27 protein-coding genes and 1 pseudogene are annotated in these 25,368 nt (G+C 53.2%); 24 read left to right on the top strand and 4 right to left on the bottom strand.

The window, feature by feature from the left end; translation table 11 throughout:
* Positions 1-36 precede the first annotated feature (36 nt).
* From AO242_RS30335 to AO242_RS27525, 3 genes are all read left to right on the top strand, one after another.
* Complete coding sequence (locus tag AO242_RS30335; protein ID WP_141562245.1) at positions 37-222, top strand: aminotransferase class IV; 186 nt, start codon at positions 37-39, stop codon at positions 220-222.
* A complete protein-coding gene (locus tag AO242_RS30330; protein ID WP_373562263.1) occupies positions 185-505 on the top strand; it encodes an aminotransferase class IV in 321 nt (106 codons plus the stop codon). Before AO242_RS30335 ends, AO242_RS30330 begins: the two co-directional genes overlap by 38 nt.
* 1,084 nt (positions 506-1,589) lie before the next feature.
* Positions 1,590-2,144 carry a PACE efflux transporter gene (locus AO242_RS27525; protein ID WP_218927862.1) on the top strand — a complete coding sequence of 185 codons (555 nt, stop codon included), beginning with the start codon at positions 1,590-1,592 and terminating at the stop codon, positions 2,142-2,144.
* A gap of 139 nt (positions 2,145-2,283) precedes the next feature.
* Here the strand turns inward: AO242_RS27525 and AO242_RS27520 are convergent, their stop codons facing one another.
* Complete coding sequence (locus tag AO242_RS27520) at positions 2,284-3,141, bottom strand: LysR family transcriptional regulator (protein ID WP_099271165.1); 858 nt, start codon at positions 3,139-3,141, stop codon at positions 2,284-2,286.
* A gap of 129 nt (positions 3,142-3,270) precedes the next feature.
* On the opposite strand from AO242_RS27520, the gene AO242_RS27515 reads away from it, so the two are divergent.
* The 13 genes from AO242_RS27515 to AO242_RS27455 all read left to right on the top strand — a co-directional run bounded on the left by AO242_RS27515 (position 3,271) and on the right by AO242_RS27455 (position 14,933).
* Positions 3,271-4,572, top strand: coding sequence for an aspartate aminotransferase family protein (locus AO242_RS27515; RefSeq protein ID WP_099271164.1), 1,302 nt, complete (start codon positions 3,271-3,273; stop codon positions 4,570-4,572).
* 154 nt (positions 4,573-4,726) lie between these two features.
* Positions 4,727-5,848: a branched-chain amino acid ABC transporter substrate-binding protein gene (locus AO242_RS27510; RefSeq protein WP_099271241.1), complete on the top strand. Its 1,122-nt coding sequence runs from the start codon at positions 4,727-4,729 to the stop codon at positions 5,846-5,848.
* 99 nt (positions 5,849-5,947) lie between these two features.
* Positions 5,948-6,871 carry a high-affinity branched-chain amino acid ABC transporter permease LivH gene (gene livH / locus AO242_RS27505; RefSeq protein WP_099271163.1) on the top strand — a complete coding sequence of 308 codons (924 nt, stop codon included), beginning with the start codon at positions 5,948-5,950 and terminating at the stop codon, positions 6,869-6,871.
* The gene (locus AO242_RS27500) at positions 6,868-8,124 is read left to right on the top strand and encodes a high-affinity branched-chain amino acid ABC transporter permease LivM (protein WP_099271162.1); all 1,257 of its coding nucleotides are present in this window, start codon (positions 6,868-6,870) and stop codon (positions 8,122-8,124) included. The genes livH and AO242_RS27500 overlap by 4 nt, the downstream gene beginning before the upstream one ends.
* Positions 8,121-8,888 (top strand): high-affinity branched-chain amino acid ABC transporter ATP-binding protein LivG, encoded by a 768-nt coding sequence (livG, locus tag AO242_RS27495; protein ID WP_099271161.1) that lies wholly within the window; start codon positions 8,121-8,123, stop codon positions 8,886-8,888. Before AO242_RS27500 ends, livG begins: the two co-directional genes overlap by 4 nt.
* The gene (locus tag AO242_RS27490) at positions 8,889-9,590 is read left to right on the top strand and encodes an ABC transporter ATP-binding protein (RefSeq protein WP_099271160.1); all 702 of its coding nucleotides are present in this window, start codon (positions 8,889-8,891) and stop codon (positions 9,588-9,590) included. It abuts the gene before it with no gap.
* Between the two features lie 61 nt (positions 9,591-9,651).
* Complete coding sequence (locus tag AO242_RS27485; RefSeq protein ID WP_099271159.1) at positions 9,652-9,990, top strand: tRNA-binding protein; 339 nt, start codon at positions 9,652-9,654, stop codon at positions 9,988-9,990.
* A gap of 22 nt (positions 9,991-10,012) precedes the next feature.
* Positions 10,013-10,696, top strand: coding sequence for an HAD family hydrolase (locus AO242_RS27480; RefSeq protein ID WP_099271158.1), 684 nt, complete (start codon positions 10,013-10,015; stop codon positions 10,694-10,696).
* A gap of 62 nt (positions 10,697-10,758) precedes the next feature.
* Positions 10,759-11,526 (top strand): aldolase, encoded by a 768-nt coding sequence (locus AO242_RS27475; protein WP_099271157.1) that lies wholly within the window; start codon positions 10,759-10,761, stop codon positions 11,524-11,526.
* Between the two features lie 387 nt (positions 11,527-11,913).
* The gene (locus AO242_RS27470) at positions 11,914-12,816 is read left to right on the top strand and encodes a transporter substrate-binding domain-containing protein (RefSeq protein WP_099271156.1); all 903 of its coding nucleotides are present in this window, start codon (positions 11,914-11,916) and stop codon (positions 12,814-12,816) included.
* 45 nt (positions 12,817-12,861) lie between these two features.
* A complete protein-coding gene (locus AO242_RS27465; protein ID WP_099271155.1) occupies positions 12,862-13,503 on the top strand; it encodes an amino acid ABC transporter permease in 642 nt (213 codons plus the stop codon).
* A gap of 9 nt (positions 13,504-13,512) precedes the next feature.
* Positions 13,513-14,175, top strand: a complete 663-nt coding sequence (locus tag AO242_RS27460; RefSeq protein ID WP_099271154.1) for an amino acid ABC transporter permease — start codon at positions 13,513-13,515, stop codon at positions 14,173-14,175.
* The gene (locus tag AO242_RS27455) at positions 14,172-14,933 is read left to right on the top strand and encodes an amino acid ABC transporter ATP-binding protein (protein WP_099271153.1); all 762 of its coding nucleotides are present in this window, start codon (positions 14,172-14,174) and stop codon (positions 14,931-14,933) included. Before AO242_RS27460 ends, AO242_RS27455 begins: the two co-directional genes overlap by 4 nt.
* Positions 14,934-15,143: 210 nt before the next feature.
* On the opposite strand, the gene AO242_RS27450 is transcribed toward AO242_RS27455, so the two are convergent.
* Positions 15,144-15,800: a TetR/AcrR family transcriptional regulator gene (locus AO242_RS27450; protein ID WP_099271152.1), complete on the bottom strand. Its 657-nt coding sequence runs from the start codon at positions 15,798-15,800 to the stop codon at positions 15,144-15,146.
* Positions 15,801-15,882: 82 nt separating this feature from the next.
* Between AO242_RS27450 and AO242_RS27445 the strand changes: the two genes are divergently transcribed.
* The gene (locus tag AO242_RS27445; RefSeq protein WP_099271151.1) at positions 15,883-16,623 is read left to right on the top strand and encodes an SDR family NAD(P)-dependent oxidoreductase; all 741 of its coding nucleotides are present in this window, start codon (positions 15,883-15,885) and stop codon (positions 16,621-16,623) included.
* A 362-nt stretch (positions 16,624-16,985) separates the two neighbouring features.
* Here the strand turns inward: AO242_RS27445 and AO242_RS27440 are convergent.
* Both AO242_RS27440 and AO242_RS27435 read right to left on the bottom strand, forming a co-directional pair.
* Positions 16,986-17,627, bottom strand: a pseudogene (locus AO242_RS27440) (nucleotidyltransferase family protein).
* Positions 17,628-17,990 carry a hypothetical protein gene (locus AO242_RS27435; RefSeq protein ID WP_218927861.1) on the bottom strand — a complete coding sequence of 121 codons (363 nt, stop codon included), beginning with the start codon at positions 17,988-17,990 and terminating at the stop codon, positions 17,628-17,630. It abuts the pseudogene before it with no gap.
* 371 nt (positions 17,991-18,361) lie between these two features.
* Between AO242_RS27435 and AO242_RS27430 the strand changes: the two genes are divergently transcribed.
* The 7 genes from AO242_RS27430 to AO242_RS27400 all read left to right on the top strand — a co-directional run bounded on the left by AO242_RS27430 (position 18,362) and on the right by AO242_RS27400 (position 25,291).
* A complete protein-coding gene (locus AO242_RS27430) occupies positions 18,362-19,501 on the top strand; it encodes an aminotransferase class III-fold pyridoxal phosphate-dependent enzyme (protein ID WP_218927860.1) in 1,140 nt (379 codons plus the stop codon).
* Positions 19,502-19,516: 15 nt separating this feature from the next.
* Entirely contained in the window at positions 19,517-20,974 is a 1,458-nt protein-coding gene (locus AO242_RS27425; protein ID WP_099271149.1) for an APC family permease, read from the top strand.
* Positions 20,975-21,043: 69 nt separating this feature from the next.
* The gene (locus AO242_RS27420; RefSeq protein WP_176560705.1) at positions 21,044-21,661 is read left to right on the top strand and encodes a TetR/AcrR family transcriptional regulator; all 618 of its coding nucleotides are present in this window, start codon (positions 21,044-21,046) and stop codon (positions 21,659-21,661) included.
* Between the two features lie 147 nt (positions 21,662-21,808).
* Positions 21,809-22,528, top strand: a complete 720-nt coding sequence (locus AO242_RS27415; RefSeq protein ID WP_099271147.1) for a TorF family putative porin — start codon at positions 21,809-21,811, stop codon at positions 22,526-22,528.
* 40 nt (positions 22,529-22,568) lie between these two features.
* The gene (locus AO242_RS27410) at positions 22,569-23,738 is read left to right on the top strand and encodes an MFS transporter (protein ID WP_099271146.1); all 1,170 of its coding nucleotides are present in this window, start codon (positions 22,569-22,571) and stop codon (positions 23,736-23,738) included.
* A gap of 14 nt (positions 23,739-23,752) precedes the next feature.
* Complete coding sequence (locus AO242_RS27405; protein ID WP_099271145.1) at positions 23,753-24,727, top strand: aminotransferase class IV; 975 nt, start codon at positions 23,753-23,755, stop codon at positions 24,725-24,727.
* 189 nt (positions 24,728-24,916) lie between these two features.
* On the top strand, positions 24,917-25,291 hold the full coding sequence (locus AO242_RS27400) for a histone-like nucleoid-structuring protein, MvaT/MvaU family (RefSeq protein WP_099271240.1): 375 nt from the start codon (positions 24,917-24,919) through the stop codon (positions 25,289-25,291).
* The last annotated feature ends 77 nt before the right edge of the window (positions 25,292-25,368 follow it).

The following is a 25,368-nucleotide window of genomic DNA, read 5'->3' as shown; positions in this document are numbered from 1 at the left end:
CTGTCAGGCATCGAGGACGCCTGAGTATGGTGGACAGTGAAGCGAGGCGTGCCCGCTGGGCATCGACCTCGGGTCAGCATCTTCAATGACTCGTCGGTATTGCTCGATGCCGAGGATTATCTGGCTGAGGCACCGGGAAGCAATATATTCATTGTGAGGGGCGGTGCGGTCATCACCCCTGCTGATGGCTGCCTCGAAGGTAGCACCTCAATCCGCGATTGAGCTGGCTCGTGAGCTGGTTCTACAGGTAGAGCTTCGCCAAGTGCACGTCCAAGAGCTGTTCGACGCTGACGATGCGTTCCTGACCTCTTCAGTCGGGGGCATATTCCCCGTCCGTAGCGTCAATGGCCAGCTTCTAATCTTGCTAATCAGGTCGGCGAGGTTGCTGAAAAAATCCACAACCTTTATTGGAAAAAACGCTGGTCGATTTGGCTCTCGACTCCGCTCGACTACTCGAAGCTGCTGTTTTAGCAACCTTTGCCGTACCTTTTTGGTTGGCAACTAAATCGAGTGACTCCCATTAGCCTTCTCAATATCTCCTGCCAACATTCTGGCGACCTGAGCGACATCCTTTGCATATTGGCACATTCGCGCTGCTGGATCATCGTAGGTACTTTCATCCGCTGCGCCAGCTGTGGCTACTTCCAGAAGGCCAGCGATAGTGGTAGGCATTTTCCCCATGACCCAGGCTGTCGAGCGATTATGGAAAACGCTGACTTTCATTGGCGCCAGTTGGCCGTGATCCTGCGACAGTTACCGTTCAACAAACCGACGGGTGCCCACAGCCATAACGCGGATCACTTCTAGGCTAATGATGGGCAGATAGGGAGTTGCCTTTAACGCATACGGAGATGGATTATGGACAAGCATAGGGTATTTGAGCGGCGTACTCAACGAACGGCAAATCGGCTGGTCGGGTCGTTGGATATTGATGGCTGATTTTGTGGTGTGCAGTCAATGTCTCGTCGCGCAACCCATCGATATGGCAGAGCAGACTTTCACCCATTCACCGGGGTGTGTGGCCAGCATGTATGATCTTTATCCTTGGCACGAGTTGCAGCAGATTTTGGGGCAGTTAACTTCTCAATATCAAACGCACCGACATTAACCGCATAGGTTTCGCGGGTATGCGCTGCCCGCAATGCTAGATATTAGCTCAATGCGAATGCATTGGTCAGCCAGCACGACGTGGCGGCCAGCTGATCAAAAAACGGCCCGCCCAAGTGGATTATTGAGTAAACAGCACGATAGAAACTGACCAAAAAACATGCCCAGCACTCTGATAGTCAAAGGCGCACTAAAACCTCTCGGATGTAGTCCTCGAAGGCGATCACCAGTGCGGATGGCTTTTTGCTATTGAGCTTCTCAGTTATTGATACGTCATGAAGTTGGGTAACCTGGGGGCGGCGAGTAGGTTCTGCAGGTCATCGGGAACAGCGTTCTGCGTTATAACTGCATTGCCTGGCCTGCGCGCCAAACGGCTGTTAGGTCGGTAACGCTGTGGTTTGAATAGGTAAGCCGATCTGGTCACCTGCATTTGAGAGCTCGGATGTGGCGGCAAGAGCAAATAGCGTATATGAGCATTAATTGTGTTGATATCTTCGCGTAACGCTACTTCCACCGTCTCGGCTCGCCAGATGGTGGTGGTCGCACCATCGCTCATCTTTAGCCATAATGGGGCGGCCACCACAGAGCTATTCAAGGAATACTTCATGCAAGGTGCTAGGCGAAAATTGGTTTTCGTCACATCTTTCGAGCTGATCGCAGTTATCTTCAACACGCTGATTCTCAGCATACTTGGGCATAGCACCACCCATTCAGGTGGTCTAGCAATCGCCAGCTCGACCGTCGCAATGCTCTGGAATCTCTGTTGGAACAGCGCATTTGAGTGCTGGGAATCCAAGCAAAAGGATCGCACTCGTACGATATTTCGTCGTGTCCTGCATGCGGCTGGTTTTGAAATAGGCTTGCTTGGACTGCTCGTTCCGATGTTCGCTTATTCCCTTAGTATCTCCATGAGGCAAGCACTGGTACTCAACGTTGACCTGGTGATGTTCTTTTTGGTTTATACCTTTATGTTCAATCTGATCTTCGACAAGATTTTTGGAATTCCCTCGTCGGCAAAGCGCTTGGAGCCTTGCTAAGTTCTTATATCGGTTGTGTAAGACGACTATGCTCATTTGCTTGAGCGACCGTTTTTGCCCAGAGCATAAATAGCTGGTTATGCTTGAGGTAGTAAGGGCGGGCTCTATTTGCCCACCGTTACCTGCGCAGGTACCCTAATCAAAGGCGTGGTAAAACCTCCCGAATGTGATCCTCGAAGGCGCTCACCAATGCGGACGGCTTTTTGCTGTCGAGCTTCACAGTGATTGATACGTCAGGAAGTTGAGGAAGCCCAAGCTCGGCAGGTAGGATTTGTAGGTCATTGGGAACAGCGGTCTGAGTCAGAACTGCAATGGCTTGGCCTGATCGCACAACGGCTGTTAGTCCAGACACGCTATGGCTTGCGTAGGCAAGACGATATGGGCGGCCTGCATTGGTGAGCACTGAAATGGCTGCAATGTGATCTAGCGTATCGGGATCAGAAAGCGCAAGTTTCAGCGGTTCCATCTGGGCTGCGTCACCTCCTTTAGCTCCTACCCACACTAATGGCTCTCGCCTAATGACGGCCTCTTCGATGGTATTACCTGGCAGTGAGATCATAGCTATGTCCAGAGTATGGTTTTCCAATCGCTCCAGCAGACGAGGCGTGGGTGCGCAGTAAACCTCGACTAAAACTTGGGGATGTTGACTAGCGAAATCGCGCAGCAATAGCGGCAAGAAAACCACCGCGTAGTCGTCAGGACATCCGAAGCGGATTGTTCCCGAGAGACCGGCGCCCGATAGCTCAGCCAAGGCCTCATCGTGAGCTCGCAGGATTTTTTGAGCATGGAGGAGTAAGCGCTCACCGTGGCCGGTTAAAAGAACACCTCGCCCGGTGCGTTTGAGCAAAGGCTGATTGACTATCTCCTCCAGTCGTTTCACCTGCATGCTGATGGCAGCCTGAGAGCGTCCGACTCGATCAGCTGCTCTGTTCAGTGCTCGAGTTTCCGCAATCATCGTAAAGGTGCGAAGCAGATCTAGATCCAGATAGCGGGCCAAGATATAAGTCCTATTGAAGGTTCATATAACATTTATTAGTTTTTATTGATTCAGTCAACTCCCTAGACTTATCCCATTACACGGTGTGCCGGGCATGGCGTCGGGCAGCCGCCATTTGGGGGAGTCTAAATGTCGAACAATCAAGATCCAGCTTTCTGGCAACACGCTCAGAATCATCTGATCCGGTATGGGGGAACGTTTGAGAAACGCATTATTGAACGGGCTAAGGGCAGCTTTGTGTACGATGCCGATCAGACCGCAATTCTGGATTTCACATCTGGGCAAATGAGTTCTTTGCTCGGCCATGGCCATCCCGAGATCAGCGCTGTTGTTGCTGAACACGCAAACAATCTGGATCACCTCTTCAGCGGCATGCTATCCAGGCCCGTTGTCGATCTAGCGCGCAAGCTTGCCGAGACATTGCCTTCTGGACTTGACCGTAGCCTCTTGCTGAGTACCGGCGGTGAAGCCAACGAGGCCGCCATCAAGATGGCAAAATTGGTCACTGGCAAGTATGAGGTCGTGAGTTTTGCACAGTCCTGGCATGGCATGACAGGTGGTGCCGCATCAGCTACCTACAGCGCTGGACGTAAGGGGTATGGGCCAGCAGCAGTAGGATCCTACGCCATTCCTGCTCCATATCCTTATCGCCCGCGTTTTGAACACAACGGTCAATTTGACTGGCAAGCAGAGCTTGATTACGCGTTTGCCCTCATTGATCGTCAGTCGAGCGGAAGTCTGGCCGCGTTCATTGCGGAACCTATCCTGAGCTCAGGCGGTTTGATCGATTTGCCACTCGGGTATCTCGCCGCCCTCAAACAAAAGTGTCAAGAGCGCGGGATGCTGCTCATCCTGGACGAAGCGCAAACCGGTGTGGGCCGAACAGGAATGATGTATGCGTTCGAGCGCGATGGCGTCGTCCCGGACATCCTGACACTGTCTAAAACCCTAGGCGCAGGGCTTCCGCTTTCTGCTGTTGTGACATCGGCGGCTATTGAAGAACTCTGCTACGAACGCGGTTTTCTTTTTTACACCACTCACGTCTCGGATCCGTTGCCCGCAGCAGTCGGGCTCAAAGTTCTGGAAGTTGTGGAGCGCGATGGTTTGGTCGAGCGCGCTCGTGTAGCCGGTGCTCGCTTGGAAAGCGGTTTGCGTGCTCTTCAGGAACGGTTTGATTGCATCGGTGATGTTCGGGGCCGTGGACTGCTCTTGGGCATGGAGATCGTCAAGGATCGGGCAAGTAAAGAGCCTGCCTCCGAACTGGGTGCGGCGATTACCCGGGAGTGTATGAATTTGGGGCTAAGCATGAACATCGTGCAGTTGCCAGGTATGGGTGGGGTGTTCCGCATGGCGCCGCCACTGACCGTAAGCGACAGCGAGATTGACCTCGGTTTGGAGCTCATAGGTAAAGCAATTCAAAGCGCTGTTTAGAGTCAAGCGCGTCACGCCCTCGAAAGCTCACCCCAAAGAACATAGCGATTCTTACCACGCCTGGTCAGTTACCGGGCGTGATCTAGATGGGTGAATTTCATGAATCATGATCTATGAGCCTGCCATCACTTTCCTGCACATACGTGGAGTATTCATGAAAATGACGTCAATGCCGCTTTCGAAAATGGTGGCAGCACTTGTTGTTGTCAGCGCAGCAAGCCATACCTTTGGAGCCGATACCGTAAAGATCGGTATCGCGGGCCCCATCACGGGGCCGGTGGCTCAGTACGGCGAGATGGTCAGTTCAGGGGCCAAGATGGCTATCGAGCAGATCAATAGCTCAGGTGGCGTTCTAGGGAAATCCATTGAAGCGGTGCTATACGACGATGCGTGTGATCCAAAACAGGCGGTCGCAGTGGCTAACCGAGTGGTGAACGACGGGGTTAAATTTGTCATCGGTCACGTTTGCTCCAGTTCTACGCAACCTGCAAGTGATGTCTATGAAGACGAAAACATTGTCATGATTTCTGCAGCATCAACTGCGCCAGGCATCACCTCGCGCGGGTACCAAATGGTATTCCGTACCATTGGCACCGACAGCATGCAGGCGCCCGTTGCAGTCAATTTTATCGCTGACAAATTAAAGCCTAAAACCGTAGCAGTCGTTCACGACAAACAACAGTACGGAGAGGGGATTGCTACGGCGGTGATGAAAGGCCTGCAAGCAAAGGGTATGAATGTTTCCCTGTTTGAGGGGATCAATGCAGGGGACAGAGACTATTCATCGTTGATAGCCAAGCTGAAGCAAGCCGATGTGGACTTCGTTTACTACGGGGGCTATCACCCAGAACTCGGACTGATTCTTCGTCAAGCGTCGGAGAAGGGGCTCAAGGCCCGCTTTATGGGGCCTGAGGGCGTAGGTAATTCGGAGATTTCGGCTATTGCTGGTAGTGCCTCGGAAAACTTGCTTGTAACCCTTCCCAAGTTGTTTGACGAAGATCCTGAGAATAAAACGTTGGCTGAGTCATTCAAGGCCAAGAATCAGGATCCCAGCGGTGCATACGTATTGCCGGGCTACTCCGCCGTACAGGTTATCTCCCAAGCGATCACGAAAACTGGTTCCACAGATCCTAAGGTGGTTGCTGCAGCAATGCATGCGGGGATGTTCAACACGCCTATTGGCAACATTGGCTTTGATTCCAAAGGTGACCTCACAAATTTCGAGTTCGTAATTTATCAGTGGCACTCAGACGGTACCAAAACCGCTGTTCGCTGATTGAATGCGTTTTGCGAACTATCCCGGAAAGGGGTGGTTCGCACAGTCCCCGAGCATAAATGGCCTTGTTCGGGCAAATGCGAATTTTTGGAGACCCCGATGCTCGATCTCTTCCATACGTCTCAACAACTGGTGAACGGACTTTCCGTCGGCAGCACCTATGCCCTGATCGCCATCGGCTACACGATGGTCTACGGAATTATCGGCATGATCAACTTCGCCCACGGCGAGGTGTACATGATCGGTTCCTATGTGGCGTTCATCGCCATTGCCGGCCTGACCATGATGGGCCTCGACAGCCTGCCATTGGTGATCACCGCCGCATTTGTCGCCAGTATCGTGGTGACCAGTGCCTATGGTTACGCCATCGAACGCGTGGCTTATCGGCCGCTGCGTGGCAGCAACCGCCTGATTCCACTGATTTCTGCCATCGGCATGTCGATCTTCCTGCAGAACTCGGTTTTGCTGGCTCAGGACTCCAAAGACAAGTCGATCCCCAACCTGATTCCCGGCAACTTTGTGTTTGGCTCGGCCAGCACACATGAAGTCGTGATTTCCTACATGCAAGTGCTGATCTTCGTCGTGACCCTGATCGCGATGCTCGGCCTGACCTGGTTCATCTCCCGCTCTCGCCTGGGTCGCGCCTGCCGCGCCTGCGCCGAAGACATCAAGATGGCCAACCTGCTGGGCATCAACACCAACAACATCATCGCCCTGACCTTCGTCATCGGTGCCGCACTGGCTGCCGTGGCGGCGGTATTGCTGAGCATGCAATACGGCGTGATCAACCCCAACGCCGGCTTCCTGGTGGGCATCAAAGCCTTCACCGCGGCGGTATTGGGCGGCATCGGCAGTATCCCGGGCGCGATGCTCGGTGGTCTGGTGCTGGGTGTGGCCGAAGCCTTTGGTGCCGACATTTTCGGCGACCAGTACAAGGACGTGGTGGCGTTCGGGCTGCTTGTATTAGTGCTGTTGTTCCGGCCGACCGGCCTGCTTGGCCGTCCGGAGGTTGAAAAAGTATGACCCGCAAACTCAAATCGGCGTTTTTCAGCGCCCTGTTGGTGCTGGCTGTCGCCTACCCGATCTTCGGTCTGAAACTGGAAATCGTCGGCGTCAAGCTGGCCGTTATCGGCGCCAGCACGACCACCACCAGCGTGATCTTCATCGGCGCAGCCCTGATGTTCATGCGCGTGTTTTTCCATGAGCAGCTTTCGGCCATGTGGCGCTCCTCGCCGAGCATGCCGTTGGTGCCTGCCAAAGCCAGCAGCTTCCTGACCCTGCCGTCGACTCAACGCTGGATCATCCTCGGGCTGGTGCTGATTGCATTGGTATGGCCGTTCTTCGGCTCGCGGGGCGCGGTGGATATCGCCACGCTGATCCTGATCTACGTGATGCTCGGCCTGGGCCTTAATATCGTGGTCGGTCTGGCTGGTCTGCTGGACTTGGGCTACGTCGGCTTCTACGCCGTGGGCGCTTACAGCTACGCGTTGCTCTCGCACTACTTCGGTCTGGGTTTCTGGATCTGCCTGCCGATTGCCGGGATGATGGCCGCGTTGTTCGGTTTCCTGCTGGGTTTCCCCGTTTTGCGCCTGCGCGGCGACTACCTGGCCATCGTGACCCTGGGCTTTGGGGAAATCATCCGCTTGCTGCTGCGCAACATGACCGACCTCACCGGCGGCCCCAACGGCATCAGCAACATCGAGAAACCGACCCTGTTCGGCCTGTCGTTCGAGCGCAAAGCCGCCGAAGGCATGCAGACCTTCCACGAGTTTTTCGGGCTGCAATACAACTCGATCAATAAAGTGATCTTCCTCTATCTGGTTGCTTTGTTGCTGGCACTGGCTGCGCTGTTCGTGATTAACCGCCTGCTGCGCATGCCGATTGGCCGTGCCTGGGAAGCGTTGCGTGAAGACGAGATCGCTTGCCGTGCGCTGGGTCTGAATCCGACCATCATCAAATTGTCCGCTTTCACCCTGGGCGCTGCATTCGCCGGTTTCGCCGGTAGCTTCTTCGCCGCGCGCCAAGGGCTGATCACGCCGGAATCCTTCACCTTCATCGAGTCGGCGATCATCCTCGCCATCGTTGTACTGGGTGGCATGGGCTCGCAACTGGGTGTGATCCTCGCCGCAATCGTGATGATCCTGCTGCCCGAGCTGATGCGTGAGTTCAGCGAATACCGCATGTTGATGTTCGGCGCCATGATGGTGCTGATGATGATCTGGCGTCCTCAAGGTCTGCTGCCTATGCAACGTCCACACATGGAGCTGCGCAAATGAGCCGCCCAATTCTTGAAGTCAGCGGTTTGAGCATGCGCTTTGGTGGTTTGCTGGCGGTCAACGGCGTTGGCCTGACCGTGAATGAAAAACAAGTCGTGTCGATGATCGGCCCCAACGGTGCCGGCAAGACCACGGTGTTCAACTGCCTGACCGGTTTCTACAAGCCGACGGCGGGTACCATCCGGCTCGACAGCGAGCCGATTCAGGGCCTGGCCGGTCACGAGATCGCCCGCAAGGGCGTCGTGCGGACTTTCCAGAACGTGCGTCTGTTCAAGGAAATGACTGCGCTGGAAAACCTGCTGGTTGCCCAGCACCGTCATCTGAACACCAACTTCCTGTCGGGCCTGTTCCGCACCCCGGCGTTCCGCCGCAGCGAACAGGAAGCAATGGATTATGCCGAGCACTGGCTGGAGGCGGTGAACCTCAAGGAATTCGCCAACCGCACGGCTGGCACCCTGGCTTATGGTCAGCAGCGCCGTCTGGAAATCGCCCGCTGCATGATGACCCGTCCACGCATCCTGATGCTCGACGAGCCAGCAGCAGGGCTGAACCCCAAGGAAACCGAAGACCTCAAGGCGCTGATCGGCGTGCTACGCAACGAGCACAACGCGACCGTTCTGCTGATCGAGCACGACATGAAACTGGTGATGAGCATTTCTGACCACATCGTGGTGATCAACCAGGGCACGCCGCTGGCTGATGGCACGCCGGAACAGATCCGCGACAATCCTGAAGTGATCAAAGCCTACCTGGGGGAAGCGTAAATGCTGCAGTTCGAAAACGTTTCCACCTTCTACGGCAAGATTCAGGCGCTGCACGGCGTCAATGTCGACGTCCGTCAGGGCGAGATCGTGACCTTGATCGGGGCCAACGGCGCGGGTAAATCCACGCTGTTGATGACCTTGTGCGGCTCACCTCGCGCCCACAGCGGCAGCATCCGCTATATGGGTGAAGAGCTGGTGGGTCTGGAGTCCTCGGTGATCATGCGTAAGAGCATTGCCGTGGTGCCTGAAGGCCGTCGTGTGTTTGCTCGCCTGACCGTCGAAGAAAACCTCGCCATGGGCGGCTTCTTCACTGACAAGGCTGACTATCAGGAGCAAATGGACAAGGTGCTGTACCTGTTCCCGCGCCTGAAAGAACGCTTCAACCAGCGTGGCGGCACCATGTCCGGCGGCGAGCAGCAGATGCTCGCCATCGGCCGCGCGCTGATGAGCAAACCCAAGCTGCTGCTGTTGGATGAACCTTCTCTGGGCCTGGCACCGATCATCATTCAGCAGATTTTCGAGATCGTCGAACAGCTGCGCCGTGATGGCGTGACGGTGTTCCTGGTGGAGCAGAACGCCAACCAGGCCCTGAAGATTGCCGACCGTGCCTACGTACTGGAAAACGGTCGTGTGGTCATGCAAGGCACCGGCGAAGAATTGCTGGTAGACCCGAAAGTGCGCGAAGCGTATCTGGGTGGGTGAGTAAAAATTCAGTATTCAGCGGCCTGGCTATTCTGAATAGACAATGATGTAGGAGGTATATGTGGAATTGATTGACTGGGCCGACTTTGCGAAGGTGCAATTATGCGTGGGCCGCGTAGTGTCAGCGGAAATATTCACAAAGGCGCGTAAGGCCGCCTATATCTTGCACGTTGATTTCGGGGACGAGATTGGGATTAAGAAATCAAGCGCTCAAATCACGGTGCACTACCAGCCGGATGATCTGGTTGGCAAGCTTGTGCTGGCGGTCGTTAACTTTCCCGCGAAGCAAATAGGGCCGATCCAATCTGAATGCCTTGTCACAGGCTTTCATGATGAGCACGGTGCAGTCGCGCTGTGCGTACCAGACAAAGACGTGCCTCTGGGCACTCGTCTCCTTTGAAAATTCCTAGAGAGGTCACGTTATGAAATGGGTCAAGGCAATCACTTTTGATTTTTGGGGAACCCTGGTCGATATCGACACCAGCGGTACAGCTGCTATGAGTCACGTGCTGCAAAAACTGTCTATTACAGATCAGGATCCATTAGCGCTTTACTTGGCGTGGGACTATGCCACTGTGCGCCGCTACCGCTCGGACGTTTGGCGTCCCTACGTCCAGTGGAGCGCCTTGGGGCTTGCCGACACACTTCAGCCGTTAGGTGTCGAATTGAGCGAAAGCGAGTGGGCGGATCTAGCCGATGTCTTTGTCACGATCATGACCTCTCAGGCCGCACCTCACCCTGAATCTCAAGAGGTCATCGAGTTTCTGAAACAGAAGCTCCCGCTTATGCCGATTACCAACATGGACGAGCATTACTTCAGCCTGAATCCTTTCCGTTCGCAGTTCGATCAGTGGCTAACGGCAGAAGAGGCGGGCGCGTTCAAACCTTCCGCTCTGATCTTCAACAAGGCGATTAGCAAAATCGGATCAAACCCTGGTGAAATACTGCACGCGTCATTGGCTCAATTTGCTGACTTAGAGGGCGCGATGCCTGTTGGCATGAAGGTCGCGTGGATCAATCGCGGCCAAGAGAAACTGGGCGCTTTCACACCAAAACCACTGTACGAGTTTCCTACCTTACTGGGTCTCAAGGCACTGTTTGAGTAAAGCTATCTTTTCTGTGCAGGTTGTCCTGCACTGCTTTCAGCCGAATGAATAAAGAGGTAACCATGGTTTCCATCCCTACTAATCGTTTTGATACACCTGAAATCAGGGAAGCCCGTAAGGACTTGGCCGCTGCATTTCGGTGGTCAGCCAAGCTAGGTATGCACGAAGGCACCTGTAACCACTTCAGTGTGCTGGTTCCAGGTTTGTCTGATCATTACCTAATCAATCCCTTCGGACTGCACTTCTCGGAAATCCGAGCGAGCGATTTGTTGATCCTGGATGGTTCTGGTTCCATCGTTGATGGCCAGGGAACGGTGGAAGCGAGCGCGTTCCACATCCACTCAAGTGTACATCGCGCCAACGCTAACGCTGTATGTGTGCTGCATACGCATATGCCCTATGCCTGCGCGATCCTGGGAACCAAAGACGGCCGTCTTGAGCTTTGTCACCAGAACGCAGCACGTTTTTATGGTCGTATCGCCTACGACTATGAAACTGGTGGTTTCCAAGGTTTGGCCCTCGATAATCAGGAGGGCTCAAGGATGGCCCGTGATCTGGGAGACAAGACCATTCTGATGATGGAGTGTCATGGCCCATTGGTGACCGGCGCATCAGTTGCCCAGGCGTTCGACAATCTCTATTACCTTGAGCGTGCAGCCCAAGTTCAAGTATTGGCCATGTCTATGAATCGTCCTTTGGCGTTGATTTCGGATGAGATGGCACGGCTTGTCGGGGGCGAGTTCGTGAGCCAGGCAGAGGAGTACGCAGACGCTCATTTTGGTTCTATAAAACGAATGCTTGATCGCGAGGATATGACTTGGCGGGACTGATGCAGGGTACACGCGCTCGCTACTGATGAACCAAATTTGCGGGTCGTTGAGCTTCTGGCTCATGGCCGCAGTTGGCAGCTAATGCGTGAGCTGGGAATTCACATTTTCTGATATCTCAAATAAGAAATATTAGTTTTATCAGATACTGATGGGTTGTTAGGATGTAATCAGCATAATAAACCACGCAAAGGGTGAGTGCGCGAAATAACTTAGCGCATCACCATTGCGTTTCTTAGCGCGAAAATTTCCCAGCGATAATTGGTTTCTGATTTTAGTGAATAATCTATCTGTTTTGTAATCGTTGTTTTATCGGCGAAGGCCTCGAAGATGGTCGCGCTTTGTTGTTATTTAATGAGCAATCTGCCGACCTAAATTGGAGTCATTGCGATGCTTGATAAATACATCGTTAAACCCGGCCGTGTGCACGTCAGAAAAATATCAACACTTAAATCGACCATTGCTGCATTAGTGATTAGTCTCCCGATATTCACTGGGGTGCTACATGCCGCAACATTGCAAGAGATAAATGCTCGAGGATTTATTAACACTGCCAGCGAAGACGATTTTCGGCCCTTTGTCTTCGTACAAGACGGCAAGCCGACGGGCTTTGAACACGACATGTTGGATGAACTCGGCAAATATGCCGCCTTCAAGGTGCATCGCGACATTATCCCGTGGACAGGTATGCTCGCCGCGCTTTCTGCAGGCAAATATGATGCTGCTGTCACAGGTACGATCATGACGGAGGATCGCCTCAAGGCCTACGATTTTGTAACCCCTATCGCATCTGCCACTCACTATTACGTTAAACGTGCCAATGACGACAGCATCAAGTCTGTCGCTGATCTGAACGGAAAAACTGTCGGCGTACAAGCTGGCAGCGCCCAGCTCGCTCGACTGCCAGAACTCAAGGCTATGCTTGCTCAGACGGGTGGAGCGCTTGGAAAGGTTGTTGAGTATCCGTCTACCCCCGAGATCTACGCAGACCTGGCAAACGGTCGTCTTGATTACATGATCAACTCGATCATCGGTGCTCAGTCGGTGGTTAAGGAACGCTCAAAAATCTTTGCCATCGGGCAGCCAGTCTCAGGCCCTGGCTTTCACGGCTGGATGGTCGCCAAAGGGAATACTGAGCTATTGGATTACCTATCAGGATTTATCGCCCATTTGCAGTCGAATGGTCGTCTAGCCGAGCTTCAAATGAAGTGGTTTGGACAGTCCTTCCCTGATCTCCCCCATGTACCTGTAACTTCAGTTGAACAATTTAAAGCGCTCACTCAAGCCAAATAATTGTGGATAGCTACCGTCTAGTGGCACTCCGCGTGGGGATAAAGTATGGATATCAATTCCTGGAAAATGCTGTGGGAGGGAGCGCTGACGACTGTCGGTCTGTCAGTTTGCTCAATCGTGGCCGGGGTTACCCTAGGCTTATTGATAGGTCTCGTGCGCCTGGCGCGTGTGCCCTTTCTCAGTCAATTCCTAGCGCTATATATCAGCCTTATCCGGGCCACTCCTGTGTTGACGTTGACACTGGCTGTATTTATCGCGGCGCCTTCTCTCGGGCTGGATGTCAGTCTGTTCGCAGTTGGAGTAATCGCTTTAACGCTCAATACAATGGCTTTCAACGCGGAGATCTGGCGAACAGCATTCGCCAGTTTCCCTCGTGAACAGTTGGAGGCGGCGAAAAGCGCTGGGATGACGCCCTGGTTATGTTTTCGCCGTATTGTGCTTCCGCAGGTTACCGTCAGCGCTTTACCGGGCCTTGTGAGCGAAATGTCCGGTCTTATCAAGGGTAGTCCTGCGGTTGCGGTGATAGGAATCGTAGAGCTGACACGTGTCACGAACCGCATAGCAGCTGAAACCTACGAACCGCTACCCTCAATCATCGCTGCCGCCGTGGTGTACATGGCAATGATTTTTATATTAGTGAGGGCTCAGCGATATTTTGAACAGTACGCCCAACGGCTTGCCGGTTAAGGAATTTTAATGAGCGCTTGGGAAGTTCTCTGGGGGCAGCGCCACATTCTGCTGACCGGATTTCAAACCACTGTGGAACTCTTTGTGGTTTGTTCAATATGCGCACTCTTGATGGGATGCGTTCTGCAGCTGGCTTTGGAAAAAGGAAAAGGGCCTCTGACAACGGTTGTACGCTTGTCGGTGGATACCATGCGAATGATGCCGTTTCTGGTGTTGGTATACCTGCTCTATTACGGGCTGCCAGTGGCTGGAGTTAGATTAGACGCACTTTTCGTAAGCTATGTGGCGCTCATTGCTTACCACGGCCTGTATTTCACCGAGATACTACGAGGTGCTCGCTCATCATTGCCACGAGGGCAGGGTGAGTCTGCAAAGGCTCATGGATATACAACCTCGGTGATGTACCGCAGGATTTTGCTTCCTCAGTTGATTATGCGTAGTGCGCCCATGCTGGGGAATCAACTGATCATGTGTCTAAAAGACACCGCCTTTCTGAGCATCATTACTGTGCAAGATCTGACGGGGGCGGCCACGGCCATCCAGTCTGTGTATTTCATTCCAGTTCAGGCCTTTGTCGTCGCGATTGGATTTTACTGGTTGGTTAGCCTGGCCATTGAAGCACTTGTTAGAAAGGTCGGCGATTTGGCACGGAATAGAGGTTTGGTTACATGAGCGTAAGCAAAATTGCAGTCGAAATTAGCCATCTGTCCAAAAGCTTCGACGGTGTGGAGGTGTTACGTGATGTGGATTTGCGCGTAGAGACAGGAACTACGGTGAGCATCCTCGGTTCATCTGGATCGGGCAAATCTACCCTGCTTAGGTGCATCAACTGGCTGGAAGAGCCTGATCGGGGTTCTATCACAATTGCGGGATCACGAATTGGTGTGGATGAGAGCAGCGGTCGGCCGATGTCGAACCGTCAGTTGGCAAAGATGCGAGCCAAGACGGCAATGGTTTTCCAAGGATTTCACCTTTGGCCGCATTTGACAGTCTTGCAAAACCTCATAGAGGCCCCGATCCACGTCCAAGGCATATCGCGCAAGGTTGCAACCGCGAAAGCCGAACAGCTTCTGGATAAGGTGGGTATGTCGCACAAGTGCGACAGCTATCCATGGTCGTTGTCCGGAGGGCAAAAACAACGCGTAGCCATCGCTCGTGCGTTAGCAATGGAGCCAGAGGTCATCTTGTTCGACGAACCAACATCGGCACTAGATCCAGAGATGGTCTCAGAAGTCCTTGCGGTGATGAAAGCGCTTTCTGCTGAGGGCTATACGATGATAATCGTCACGCATGAGATGGACTTCGCTAGACAGGCGTCGGATCAGGTAGTTTTTCTTGAGAAAGGCATCATTATCGAACGAGGAACGCCAGTTGAGTTCTTTGAACGACCTAGCTCTGAACGAGTACGAGCGTTTCTAAAGATGGCTTAAGGATGTATGGCCCAACGAACTGGAATCTAACTAAGGCACTTTTGCCTTCGGAAAGGGACAGAAGTCGAGCAAAGTGCATTGTCTGCTTAGCCATGACGACCGGAGGTGGTGGGACTTGCTAACTCCTGGATAAGACTGCTGGTTTTCCTTTACTGAAGGCTGGCTGTCGGGTTCTTGCGATCCCGTTGCACAAGGCTATTGAAACGCAAATTATTGCGCGGCCACTAGGGCGTCCCATCCCAGCATAGTAACTTCAGCCACTGCCTCCAGTTCCTTCCGATCCGCACCGTCCCGCGCTCGAATTGACATGCCGCTTTGAACGGTCTGTAGGAAGCGGGCGAGCTTGCTGATGTCGACCGATGGAGACAACTCACCATCACTCACGGCTTTCTCGAAGCGGTTGATCAGAAGCGTAAATGCACCTGCGCGATTCGTTCGCATCAAATCACTGAGCTCACCATGACCATCACTCCCAACAGTGGCAAGCGTTGCCATGCAACCACGCGGGATATCACAGACTGACCCAGTCAGAGCTGCCGCCGAGTTGTAGAGATACGCGATGGCCGCCTCGCGTGCAGTGCTGGCGGATCGGAAGCTCCCCCACACGAGCCCTTCATAGGTCTTGTAATAGAAGTCCAGTGCCTCCGCATACAGAGCGTCTTTCGATCCGAACGCGGAGTACAGGCTGGGTGCTGCTATCCCAAGCGCCGCAGTGAGATCGAGGATTGAAGTCGCCTCGTAGCCCTTCAGCCAGAACAAATGGGTGGCGGTAGCCAGTGCTGCCTCTCGGTCGAACGCGCGAGGGCGACCCCGGCGGCGTAGCGGCGCAGGTTCTTTCGTGTGGCTGTGATCGATAACTTTCTTCATCGATCACTAAATAAATCAGTTGACGTAATTAAGCAATGCTTTCACTATTTGTTTATCGACCACTAAACAAATGGAAAAGACGATGAAAAACCTCAGCGGCAAACGGGCACTTGTTACTGGTGGCTCACGTGGAATCGGGGCAGCCATTGCAAAAGCGCTGGCAGAGAATGGTGCAGACGTTGCAATCACTTACGAACGGTCAGTGGATCATGCTGCTGGTGTGGTCAAGTCGATTACGGATCAAGGACGGCGAGGCATTGCTATCCAGGCCGATAGCGCTGATCCAGAATCCATCCTGCGCGCCGTTGCAGAGACCGTAGAAGGGCTTGGTGGCCTCGACATCCTCATTAACAATGCTGCTATTGGTCGCCCTGGAACGGTTGCGGAAATTAGCCTCGAAGACATCCAGGCAATGCTGGATATCAATGTGCGTGCGCCGGTGTTGTTTGCTCAGGCGGCTATCCCGCATCTCCCCGCAGGTGGACGCATCATTTCAATCGGTTCGGCATTAGCGGAGCGTGTGCCTTTTCCGGGAGTGACAGCTTACGCAATGACAAAGTCCGCACTCCTTTCTTTCACCCGGGGCCTCTCCCGCGAGCTGGGCCCTAAAGGAGTGACGGTAAACCTCGTACTGCCAGGGTCGGTGGATACGGAAATGAATCCGGCTAATGGCGAAAATGCCGATTTTCAGCGCAGCCTTACCTCGCTAGGCCGGTACGCCAAGCCTAGTGAGATCGGAGACATCGTGGCGTTCCTCGCGAGCCCTGCAGCAGACCTGATTACTGGCACTTCGTTGACTGCAGATGGCGGATTCAGCGCCTGATGTGCTGAAGGATGAATCGCGGGTCTTGTCATCCGAAAAGGATTGCAAGGTGGGCGCTCACTCTGTGTTGCCGTGCACAAACTGCATGTTTTCGCATGTGGGCTCCATCATCACCGCACTGTGTCCGATAATGGTTCAGCGCTGAAGCGGGGCCACACGCTGCTTGTCATTGGCTTACAGTGGCAGAGTTATCGATTGAGCTGGGAGGTGGCCTCTCATCGCGCGCTAGGTTTAATTTGATACCTAGCGCAACAGCTGCTCCATGAGCCTTAGCTATAAATGAGTTCCCATGCTGTCCCTGTCACCGTTGCTGCTAGGGTAATAAGACCAGTGCACAAGAGCCGCTGATGACCGATCACATCTCAAAGCGCGGCGCACGGCAGGCCAGCGATGTAGTGCTCTTGTGAAACGCGTTTGAGATCAAAGTCGAACAATGGTTGTGCCATGGGAGCTGACCCAAGCGTAATCAGAGGCCATATCTCCATCCAGTTTTTAGACTTGAAGCGTTGTTCAAAGATCGCTTTTTTTCGACGTGGAAAACCTCTCTGTGGGTCTGAAACCAACCCAAATAAATCGTCCAGTCCCAGCGGTGCTGCAGCTTCTAATGAGCCTTCCGCGAGCAGCCTTACGGCTATCGATGTTGCGGTTCCTGGCCAGTACCGCATTGCGTCGTTCGCAGAAGGGTAAGGTTCATCGCCATTCTGAAGATGCATTCAGGCTTGGTTTTTTACAGACCACGTTACGGTCGGGTCTAGCTACGTAAGGACGGCCTCAAGAGCCCCATCTTCCTCTGGAGAGCAACGCTTTGCATCGAACCAGATGACATCAACATCTGTTGAGACCGGAGACGAATCACGCCCGTGCAAATAGTCCCACACCGCGTTTCGGACGAACCCCGCTCCTATCCAGCAATCTGGCAACCTAAGAGAGCGCACTGTTTCAAGCAATCGCGACTTAACGGGGTCGCTTGAAAGAATCGCTCGGACTGTCGAAGCTTTGTCCATTCAGAGCTCATCCCTATTTAAGCCAGGCAAACGAGCCAAAGCTCCAATCTTACCTAAGCGTTGGGTGCGGGGTAACTCCCGAATATCCACTGTACCGCCGGCCTCATAAGCTGGATTGCCGACCAGTAGCTTTTTAGCTTCAACGAGACTCTCTGCGCGGACTCGAATAAATCCACTGAGTTGAGTATCGCTAGGCTGACTCAAGTGATCTTTACGTAGACGCTCCCCTTGACCAATCGAGCTGCCACCATCGAATTGGCCGGTGCTGCGTAGATGGGGGAGATATTGAGCCCACTGCGCCATGTCAGACGCAGCGTCCCCGTTGGGCGCATCCCGGTGCATCAATAGTATGTATTCGTTCATTCGCTCCCCTTGGCATTCAAATACTGCATCGACACTCGCTTGGATCTCCCTTCCTTTGCACGCAGGTTAGCCGACAGGCACGCCGAAGCTCCGAATGCACCTCTATGCAACTCCCGAGCCCTTGACCGCACCAAGGCGGGTCATAAGTCGAATTACCTATCAAAATTATTTTTAAAAATCCACGATGGGCGTTGTATTTATTGAGCTTACAAAGCTGGCATGCAAAGTGCTTTGTTAATAAAGTGGAATTGTCTATCACTTTATGAGCATTTTTAATGAACAAAAAAATATTGGACGCCGAGCTCCGAGAGCGGGCACGTTTGGTAATTCCTGGGGGGATGTATGGGCACCTCAACGTGGGGCATGCACTCATGGCCCCTAACTACCCTCAATACTTCGCCAAGGCCGAGGGCTCAAGAATCTGGGACGTAGACGGCAACTGCTATGTGGATTACCTATGCGGTTACGGCACTAATCTTCTGGGTTACCGCAATGCGGAAGTAGAAAGCGCAGCCATGGCGCAAATGATGTTGGGCGATACCATGACGGGCCCGGGCCCGGCGATGGTGCTGGCAGCCGAACAGTTGGTTTCCATGATCAGCCACGCGGATTGGGCGATGTTCTGCAAGAACGGCAGTGACGCCAATTCCATCGCCATGGTGTGTGCACGCGCTCACACCGGAAAGTCCAAGATCCTGCTGGCCAAGGGGGCTTATCACGGCGCCGCCAATTGGAACACCCCGGTAATGGCGGGCATCACCAAGGAGGATCGCGCCAATATCATCTATTTCGACTACAACGACTCCGATAGTCTCGCCGATGCATTCAAGCGCGCTGACGGCGATGTCGCCGGTGTCTACGCCACGCCGTTCCGCCACGAAGTTTTTGAAGACCAGTTCTTTCCTACCCAAGAGTATGCCGAGGCGGCGCGCACACTGTGTGATGAGTATGGCGCGCTGTTGATCGTCGATGAAGTACGCACAGGCTTTCGCCTTGGACGGGACTGCTATTGGACTGAAAAACTGGGCGTAAGCCCGGACTTGTCCAGCTGGGGTAAAGGGATTGCCAACGGCCATCCGATCTCTGCTCTGGTTGGTGTAGAAAGTGTCCGTGAAGCTGCAAAGTCTGTGTTTGTCACTGGCTCGTTCTGGTACTCAGCTGTGCCAATGGCTGCCACCGTGCAGACCCTCAAAATGATCCAGAGCAGCGATTACCTTGAGCGCATGGTAGCTGCTGCGGACAAGTTGCGTGACGGGATTGCTGAGCAGGCGGCTCGATACTCATTTGGCCTGCGCCAGACTGGGCCATCGCAGATGCCTCAGATGCTGTTCGATAACGATGTCGATTTGAAAATGGGTATTGAATGGACAAGTGCAGTCCTGGAGGCTGGCGCCTACTTGCACCCATTCCACAACATGTTCCTGTCGTCTGCGCATACCTCTGCTGATATCGACGATACGTTGGAAGCCACTGAAAAAGGCTTCATGCATCTTTCCAAGACCTGCCGCTAATGATCGATTAACGCCATGCGCTCCTTACAGGAGCCCTTTAAAATTGAGGGATGCAGTATGACAGAGACAGTTACAGCTGCTGTGGCTGCGGGTTCGCCCGTCCATGTTTCCGCTCGTAGCGCCAAGACGTTGTCGACTTGGCAAATCGCACTAATAGTCGTGGCATGTGCAGCGCCTCTGGGTTCAATGATGGGCAATGTACCAATTGGATTGATGTTAGGTAATGGGCCAGGGTTGCCGCTGGCCTATCTGATCGCGGGCGCTGTGCTGCTGTGTTTCTCTATAGGTTATTGCGCTCTGGTTGCCGAATTTCCAGGTAGCGGCGCCTTCTATCTGTACATTCGCAACGTTTTCGGCGAGCGGGTAGGCATGGGGGCAGCACTCGTGGCGTTGGTGTCCTACACCGCATTGACCGCTTCGGTCGCCGCAGGGATGGGTTATTTCACTGACCTGGTATTCAGTAGCTTTGGCGTGTCTCTCGGCTGGAAAGTATGGGCGGCTATCGGCTTTTGCATCGTCAGCGTACTGGGACGTCTGTCCGCAGACTTGGGCGCAAAGGTGCTATTGATCATTGTTGCCTCAGAGTTTCTGATCCTGATTGGACTGGATTTAGCGGCGGTTGCTCAGGACGGCATTGCGGCATTGCCGGCGGCTTCGTTTGCCCCAGAGCACCTTCTGGTGCCCGGTATTGGCGTGGCATTGATGGTGGGTTTTACCTCTTTCATCGGGTTTGAATCCGCCGCCTTGTATTCGGCTGAAAGCAAAGACCCCAAACGCTCAATTCCTCGGGCTACTGTGATGGCCGTGCTGCTGATCTCGATCTTTTACTTCATAACCTCCTGGATAATAGTAGGCACGCTAGGCGTAGACACCGCCCGGGAAGCAGCCATCAAACTGCAGGGCGAAGTCGTTGGGGAAGTCATCAAGCAACGGTGTGGTGAATGGGTGGCACTCCTGGCTTCAGTCATGCTCTGCGCCAGTATTTTTGCAAGTTATCTATCGCTGCAAAATGCCGCATCGCGGTATGCGCTCGCTCTCAGCCAGCAAGGCTGTCTGCCCAGATATTTTAGTGTGGTAAGTACGCGCAATGGGGCACCAGCACGTGCAAGTACGCTTATCTCCGTGGTGGTGGCACTCGCCTTAATTATTCCTGCTCTTCAAGGGGCCTCACCCTATCTGACTTTGGGGGCCAGCAGCGCTGCACTGGCAACCCTAGGCATTGTTCTGCTGCAAGCCTTTGTGGCCGCAGCAATCATTGTTCACTTTTTTACCCGGCTGCGTGAACGCCGTGCCGTGGTTATAACTGCAGTCATTGCCCTGGTTGGACTATTAGCCACCGCTTTGTTGGTGGTTCAAAACTATAGCCTGCTGACAGGTAGCGAGGACGGGCTTGCCAATTACTTGCCCTGGTCATTGGTGCTGTTTTTCGCCTATGGAATGATACGGGCAACTCGCCGTTCTCCCGACGTTTGACGCTGCTCCCCAGCGCGGGCATGATCAAGATTTGCCATCGAATTTGATGCTGAGGTTATGAGCAAGGTTATGAGTGGAAAAGCATTACAGCAACGCAGCATTGATCGTATCAACACATTGCTCGATAGCGCTCAAGCCTTACTGGAGCATCGTGGAGCGGATGACATTAGCTTGGCGGATATCGCTCGGGAGGCGAGGATTCCTTTGCCGTCGACGTACCATTTCTTCCCGAACAAGATTTCCTTGTTCGAACGCTTGGCGCAGCGTTTCCATGAGGACTTGGCGGCAGACGCAGTTATAGGTTTGCCCCTAGCCGGTATTTCCTGGCAAGCAATGCTCAGAGAGAGTCTGGTAGAGGGAGCGCGGTATCAGAATCAACGCCCGGCGATGATGCGATTGTTTCTGGGTGCAGGTGTAAGTGCTGAGGTACGCAGTGCTGATGTGGCGGGGAACCGTAATGTGGCGATGGGCATGGCGAAACTATTAGCAGAGCGTTTTCATGTCCACTCGGAAAGTTACCTGGAAGAGAAAATTGCCATTGCGTTGGCGGTTTGCGATGGAGTTTGGCAACTCTCTTACAGTCGTTATGGACTGATTACGGAAGAGCTGATTGGGGAAGGGGTCAGGGCGGCACTCAGTTATTTGAGAGTTTACCTGCCTGAAGAAATGCCAATAAATGAAAATTAACCGTTTTCAATAATAATTAAAATATTTTCTGTACTGAGCATTTTTAGTACATCTTAGCTGCCTTTACCTTGTTTCTATAACTGTGTCGGACACGCTCCCCTCACTGGGCGGGCGCTGGCTGGCTGACGATTGCTGGTAGGGGAAATAATGAATAAACAGGTATTTGCAGTGGCCTCTTTAATGTCACTTTACAGCGTTGGTGCACACGCAATTTCGTTGACTCCGGATCTGGATTTGGCTTTGAAGCCGGCAATTGTTTCCGACTACCGAAGCAATGGTATATCGGCCAGCAGTAATCATGAGGCATTGCAGTTCGAAGGCACCCTTATGCACAGCTCTGGTTGGCTGGCTGGCGTGTGGGCTTCCCATGTCGACTACGACACCAAGACACGGTTAGAGGAAGGTGGTTATGCAGGTTACTACCACGCCTTTACACCTGAAATCAGTGTATTGGGAACGATAGGCCATTACATTTACCCCAAAAACTCGACCTATGCGGTTAAGGAGTTTTATGGTTTGGTAAAAGCATATGGATTCAGCTATAGCTTCATTTATGACTATCAGATGGACGGGGTGCCTAATGTCAAGTATCAGTACCTGGGTTACACCTTCGACCTGCCTTATGAGTCCACGTTGCTTGTCGAGTATGGGCATCACGATGTAGGTCTCGACCTTTATTCGGCGAGTGGGCAGACACGTAGTTATTACCAGACCAAGAAGTTGTCGTTAGCCAAAAAAGCCTTCGGTATTGATTGGACTGCCAGTTTTATCGATACCGACATGTCGAAAACGGAGTGCCTATATTATCAGGGACAAGACGATGTCTGCTCAGCCACGATGGTATTCGGCGCCAGCAAATCATTTTAACGCTGCTTCATCGGCATCCAGTTCATTATGAGTTAAGTAAATGAAGCCACTATTAACCGGCGCGGCAAGAGCCTCCGTCATCTATTTTGCTGTCTTGAGCTGGATGCTGCCGTATTTAGTTGCCTATAACGTGCAAGGTCTGACAACCCGGTTTGGTCTGAATGAAGCGGAAGCTGGGTGGATGGTGTCCGCTGAACTGTTTGCATTGGCCATATCGGCCATAGTGACAGGCCCTCAGCTGAGCCGTTTCGATAAACGCAAGGTCGTCGGTTTCGGCGCCGGTTTAGCGTTCGTCAGCCTAGGACTGTCTCTGTCTAACTCAGTACCATGGATGTTCGCGGTGACTAAAATCCTGTGTGGTGCTGGGCTGGGTATGGTTGTCGCCGTGGTTTATTCGATCCCCGTTTCCTTTGCCCACCCGGAGCGCTTTTACGCGCATTCGGCGATGGCGATTTCCATCGTATACAGCGTGGCGCTTTTTGTACTGCCGTTGATCATTCAGGCGGTGAATACGCGAGGGCTGGAGTTGCTGGAACTAGCAATGCTGCTGAACACCATCTGGTTTGTGCGGAAACTGCCTGATACAAAGGCCGATCAAATATGCGCTGTTGGGCAGCCTGTGCCGCTAACACGTGAAGGTAATACCAAACGACGGCAGTTACTGATATCGATTTTTGTGCTGTTTCTCGCTCAGTCAGCCACGGTGGGTATGGTGTTTATTTTGGCCGTCCCCCTAGTCATTGATATGAACCACCTGGGAATTGCGCTAATGCTGTCAGCCGTGCTGCAACTACCCGCAGGTTTCGCCATATCAAAGTTGGGTAATCGCCTGGGAATGCTGTTTCCTATTTTTCTGGGGACAACAGTATTGGCTTTCGTCTATTACTCGATTTTCTTAGGGAGCAGTCCGTTGGCTTTTCTGGTAGCGGTAGCGCTGCTTAGTACGGGCGTCACCTTCATCAGCCCGTACCAATTAGCCGGTATCGCCCTGTACGACGCCAGTGGCAGATCCTCATCGTTAGGCGGGGCACTGGCCAACTTCGGAAACGCCGCAGGCCCTGCCTTGGCCGGAGTGTTTTACGTGTATCTGGATGCAAGTGGTCTGGGCTGGGCAGCTATCTTGCTGTTGGGCGTGACTTTCCTGATGGCAAGCAACGCCTTGCGGTCGCCTCACCGTTATAAACCTTCTATCGATATCACTCCCCTTTAAGGAAAGAAGTAAATATGAGCTTATTGAAAGTTGAGCAAGTCATGTTGACGCACGATGAGCACATTGCGGCCTCGCATGCGCCTGAATATGAAAGTGGTGCGGCGTTTACGCAGGTGGGTTACACGCCTTTAAATACGGCGCAAATTCCGTTGTTAGATATGGGGTTTATACACGCCGATGCAGCCTACGATGTCGTTAGCGTATCTCGTGGGAATTTTTTCCGGCTGGAAGAACATCTTGATCGTATGGAACGCTCCTGCGAGAAGTTCGCTTTGAGCAATCCGTATAGCCGCGAGCAAACCAAGGAAATACTCCACGAGCTGGTTCGCCTGTCAGGCATCAAAGACGCCTACGTTTGGTGGGCAGTGACCCGAGGCGTGCCTGCTGGGCCTCGGTCAGACCCTTCGGCGCAAAAGAACGCGTTCTATGCTTTCGCGCTGCCCTATGTCTGGCTGGTCGACGAGGAAACGCGTCTCCGGGGCATCGACCTCGGGGTAAGCACCTTCAATCGCATTTCGCCAAGGGCCGTGGATCCCACCGCCAAGAATTTCCACTGGATGGACATGAAGCTTTCGCTATTCCAGGCGAAGAAAGCCAGCCAGGACTGGTCTGTATTACTCGATGCCGAGGATAATCTCACTGAGGCACCGGGGAGCAATATTTTCATTGTCAAGAACGGTGTAGTCATCACCCCGAACGACGGTTGCCTCGAAGGCGTCACCCGTCAATCCGCAATTGAGCTGGCTCAGGATCTCGGCTTACAGGTAGAGCTACGCCGAGTGCACGTCCAGGAGCTGTTAAACGCTGACGATGCGTTCCTGACGTCTTCAGCCGGGGGCATACTCCCCGTCCGTAGCGTTAATGGCCAGCTTCTAAATCCTGCTAATCAAGTCGGCGAGGTTGCTGAAAAAATCCACAATCTTTATTGGGAAAAACGCTGGTCAGGTTGGCTCGCCAGTCCGGTCAACTACGCGAAGGTGTTGTCTTAGCAACCTTTGCTTGGAAAGCAAGCGGCTCCGAGTGTGTGCGGCGCAATGACTTATTGCCCATATCTTTCTCTGGGGCGCAAAGGAAACGACATGCCTCTCAAAAAGCGGTTTCGCGTACTGCAGACTAATTTGTGCACATCACTTAATATGAGGGTTATCAGCCACGATTTTAATCACGAAGGAATTCACATGTCTCGTCTCGCCGAATACCGCAAATTAGAGCAACAACTCGCCGCCCAGCTCGCCGAGCTGGACGCCATGAAAAATGACACAGGCCTTCAGGCGGAGATGGAGTTTGAGAGCAAACTGCGTGGTCTGCTTGCAGAGTATGGCTACAGCTTGCGTGACATAGTTAACCTACTGGATCCAGCGGCTGCAAAACGCGGCAAATCGGCTCTGTTGCCGGCGACTGAGAAGGGCACCCGAAGGGCGCGGTCGCTGAAGGTTTACAAGAACCCGCACAGCGGCGAGATTGTTGAGACTAAAGGTGGGAATCACAAGCTGCTGAAAGCTTGGAAAAATGAACATGGCTCTGACGTTGTAGAGTCTTGGCTTAGTAAGTGATCTGTAAATTGTGTGAGTGAAGGACGCCTGAGGGCGGCTTTTGTATTTGCAGCTGATCGTGCAGCTTCGGCTGCGGC

This window comes from Pseudomonas sp. ICMP 561 (assembly GCF_002699985.1).
Lineage (GTDB): Bacteria > Pseudomonadota > Gammaproteobacteria > Pseudomonadales > Pseudomonadaceae > Aquipseudomonas > Aquipseudomonas quasicaspiana.
This window is presented reverse-complemented; position numbering and strand designations above follow the sequence as displayed.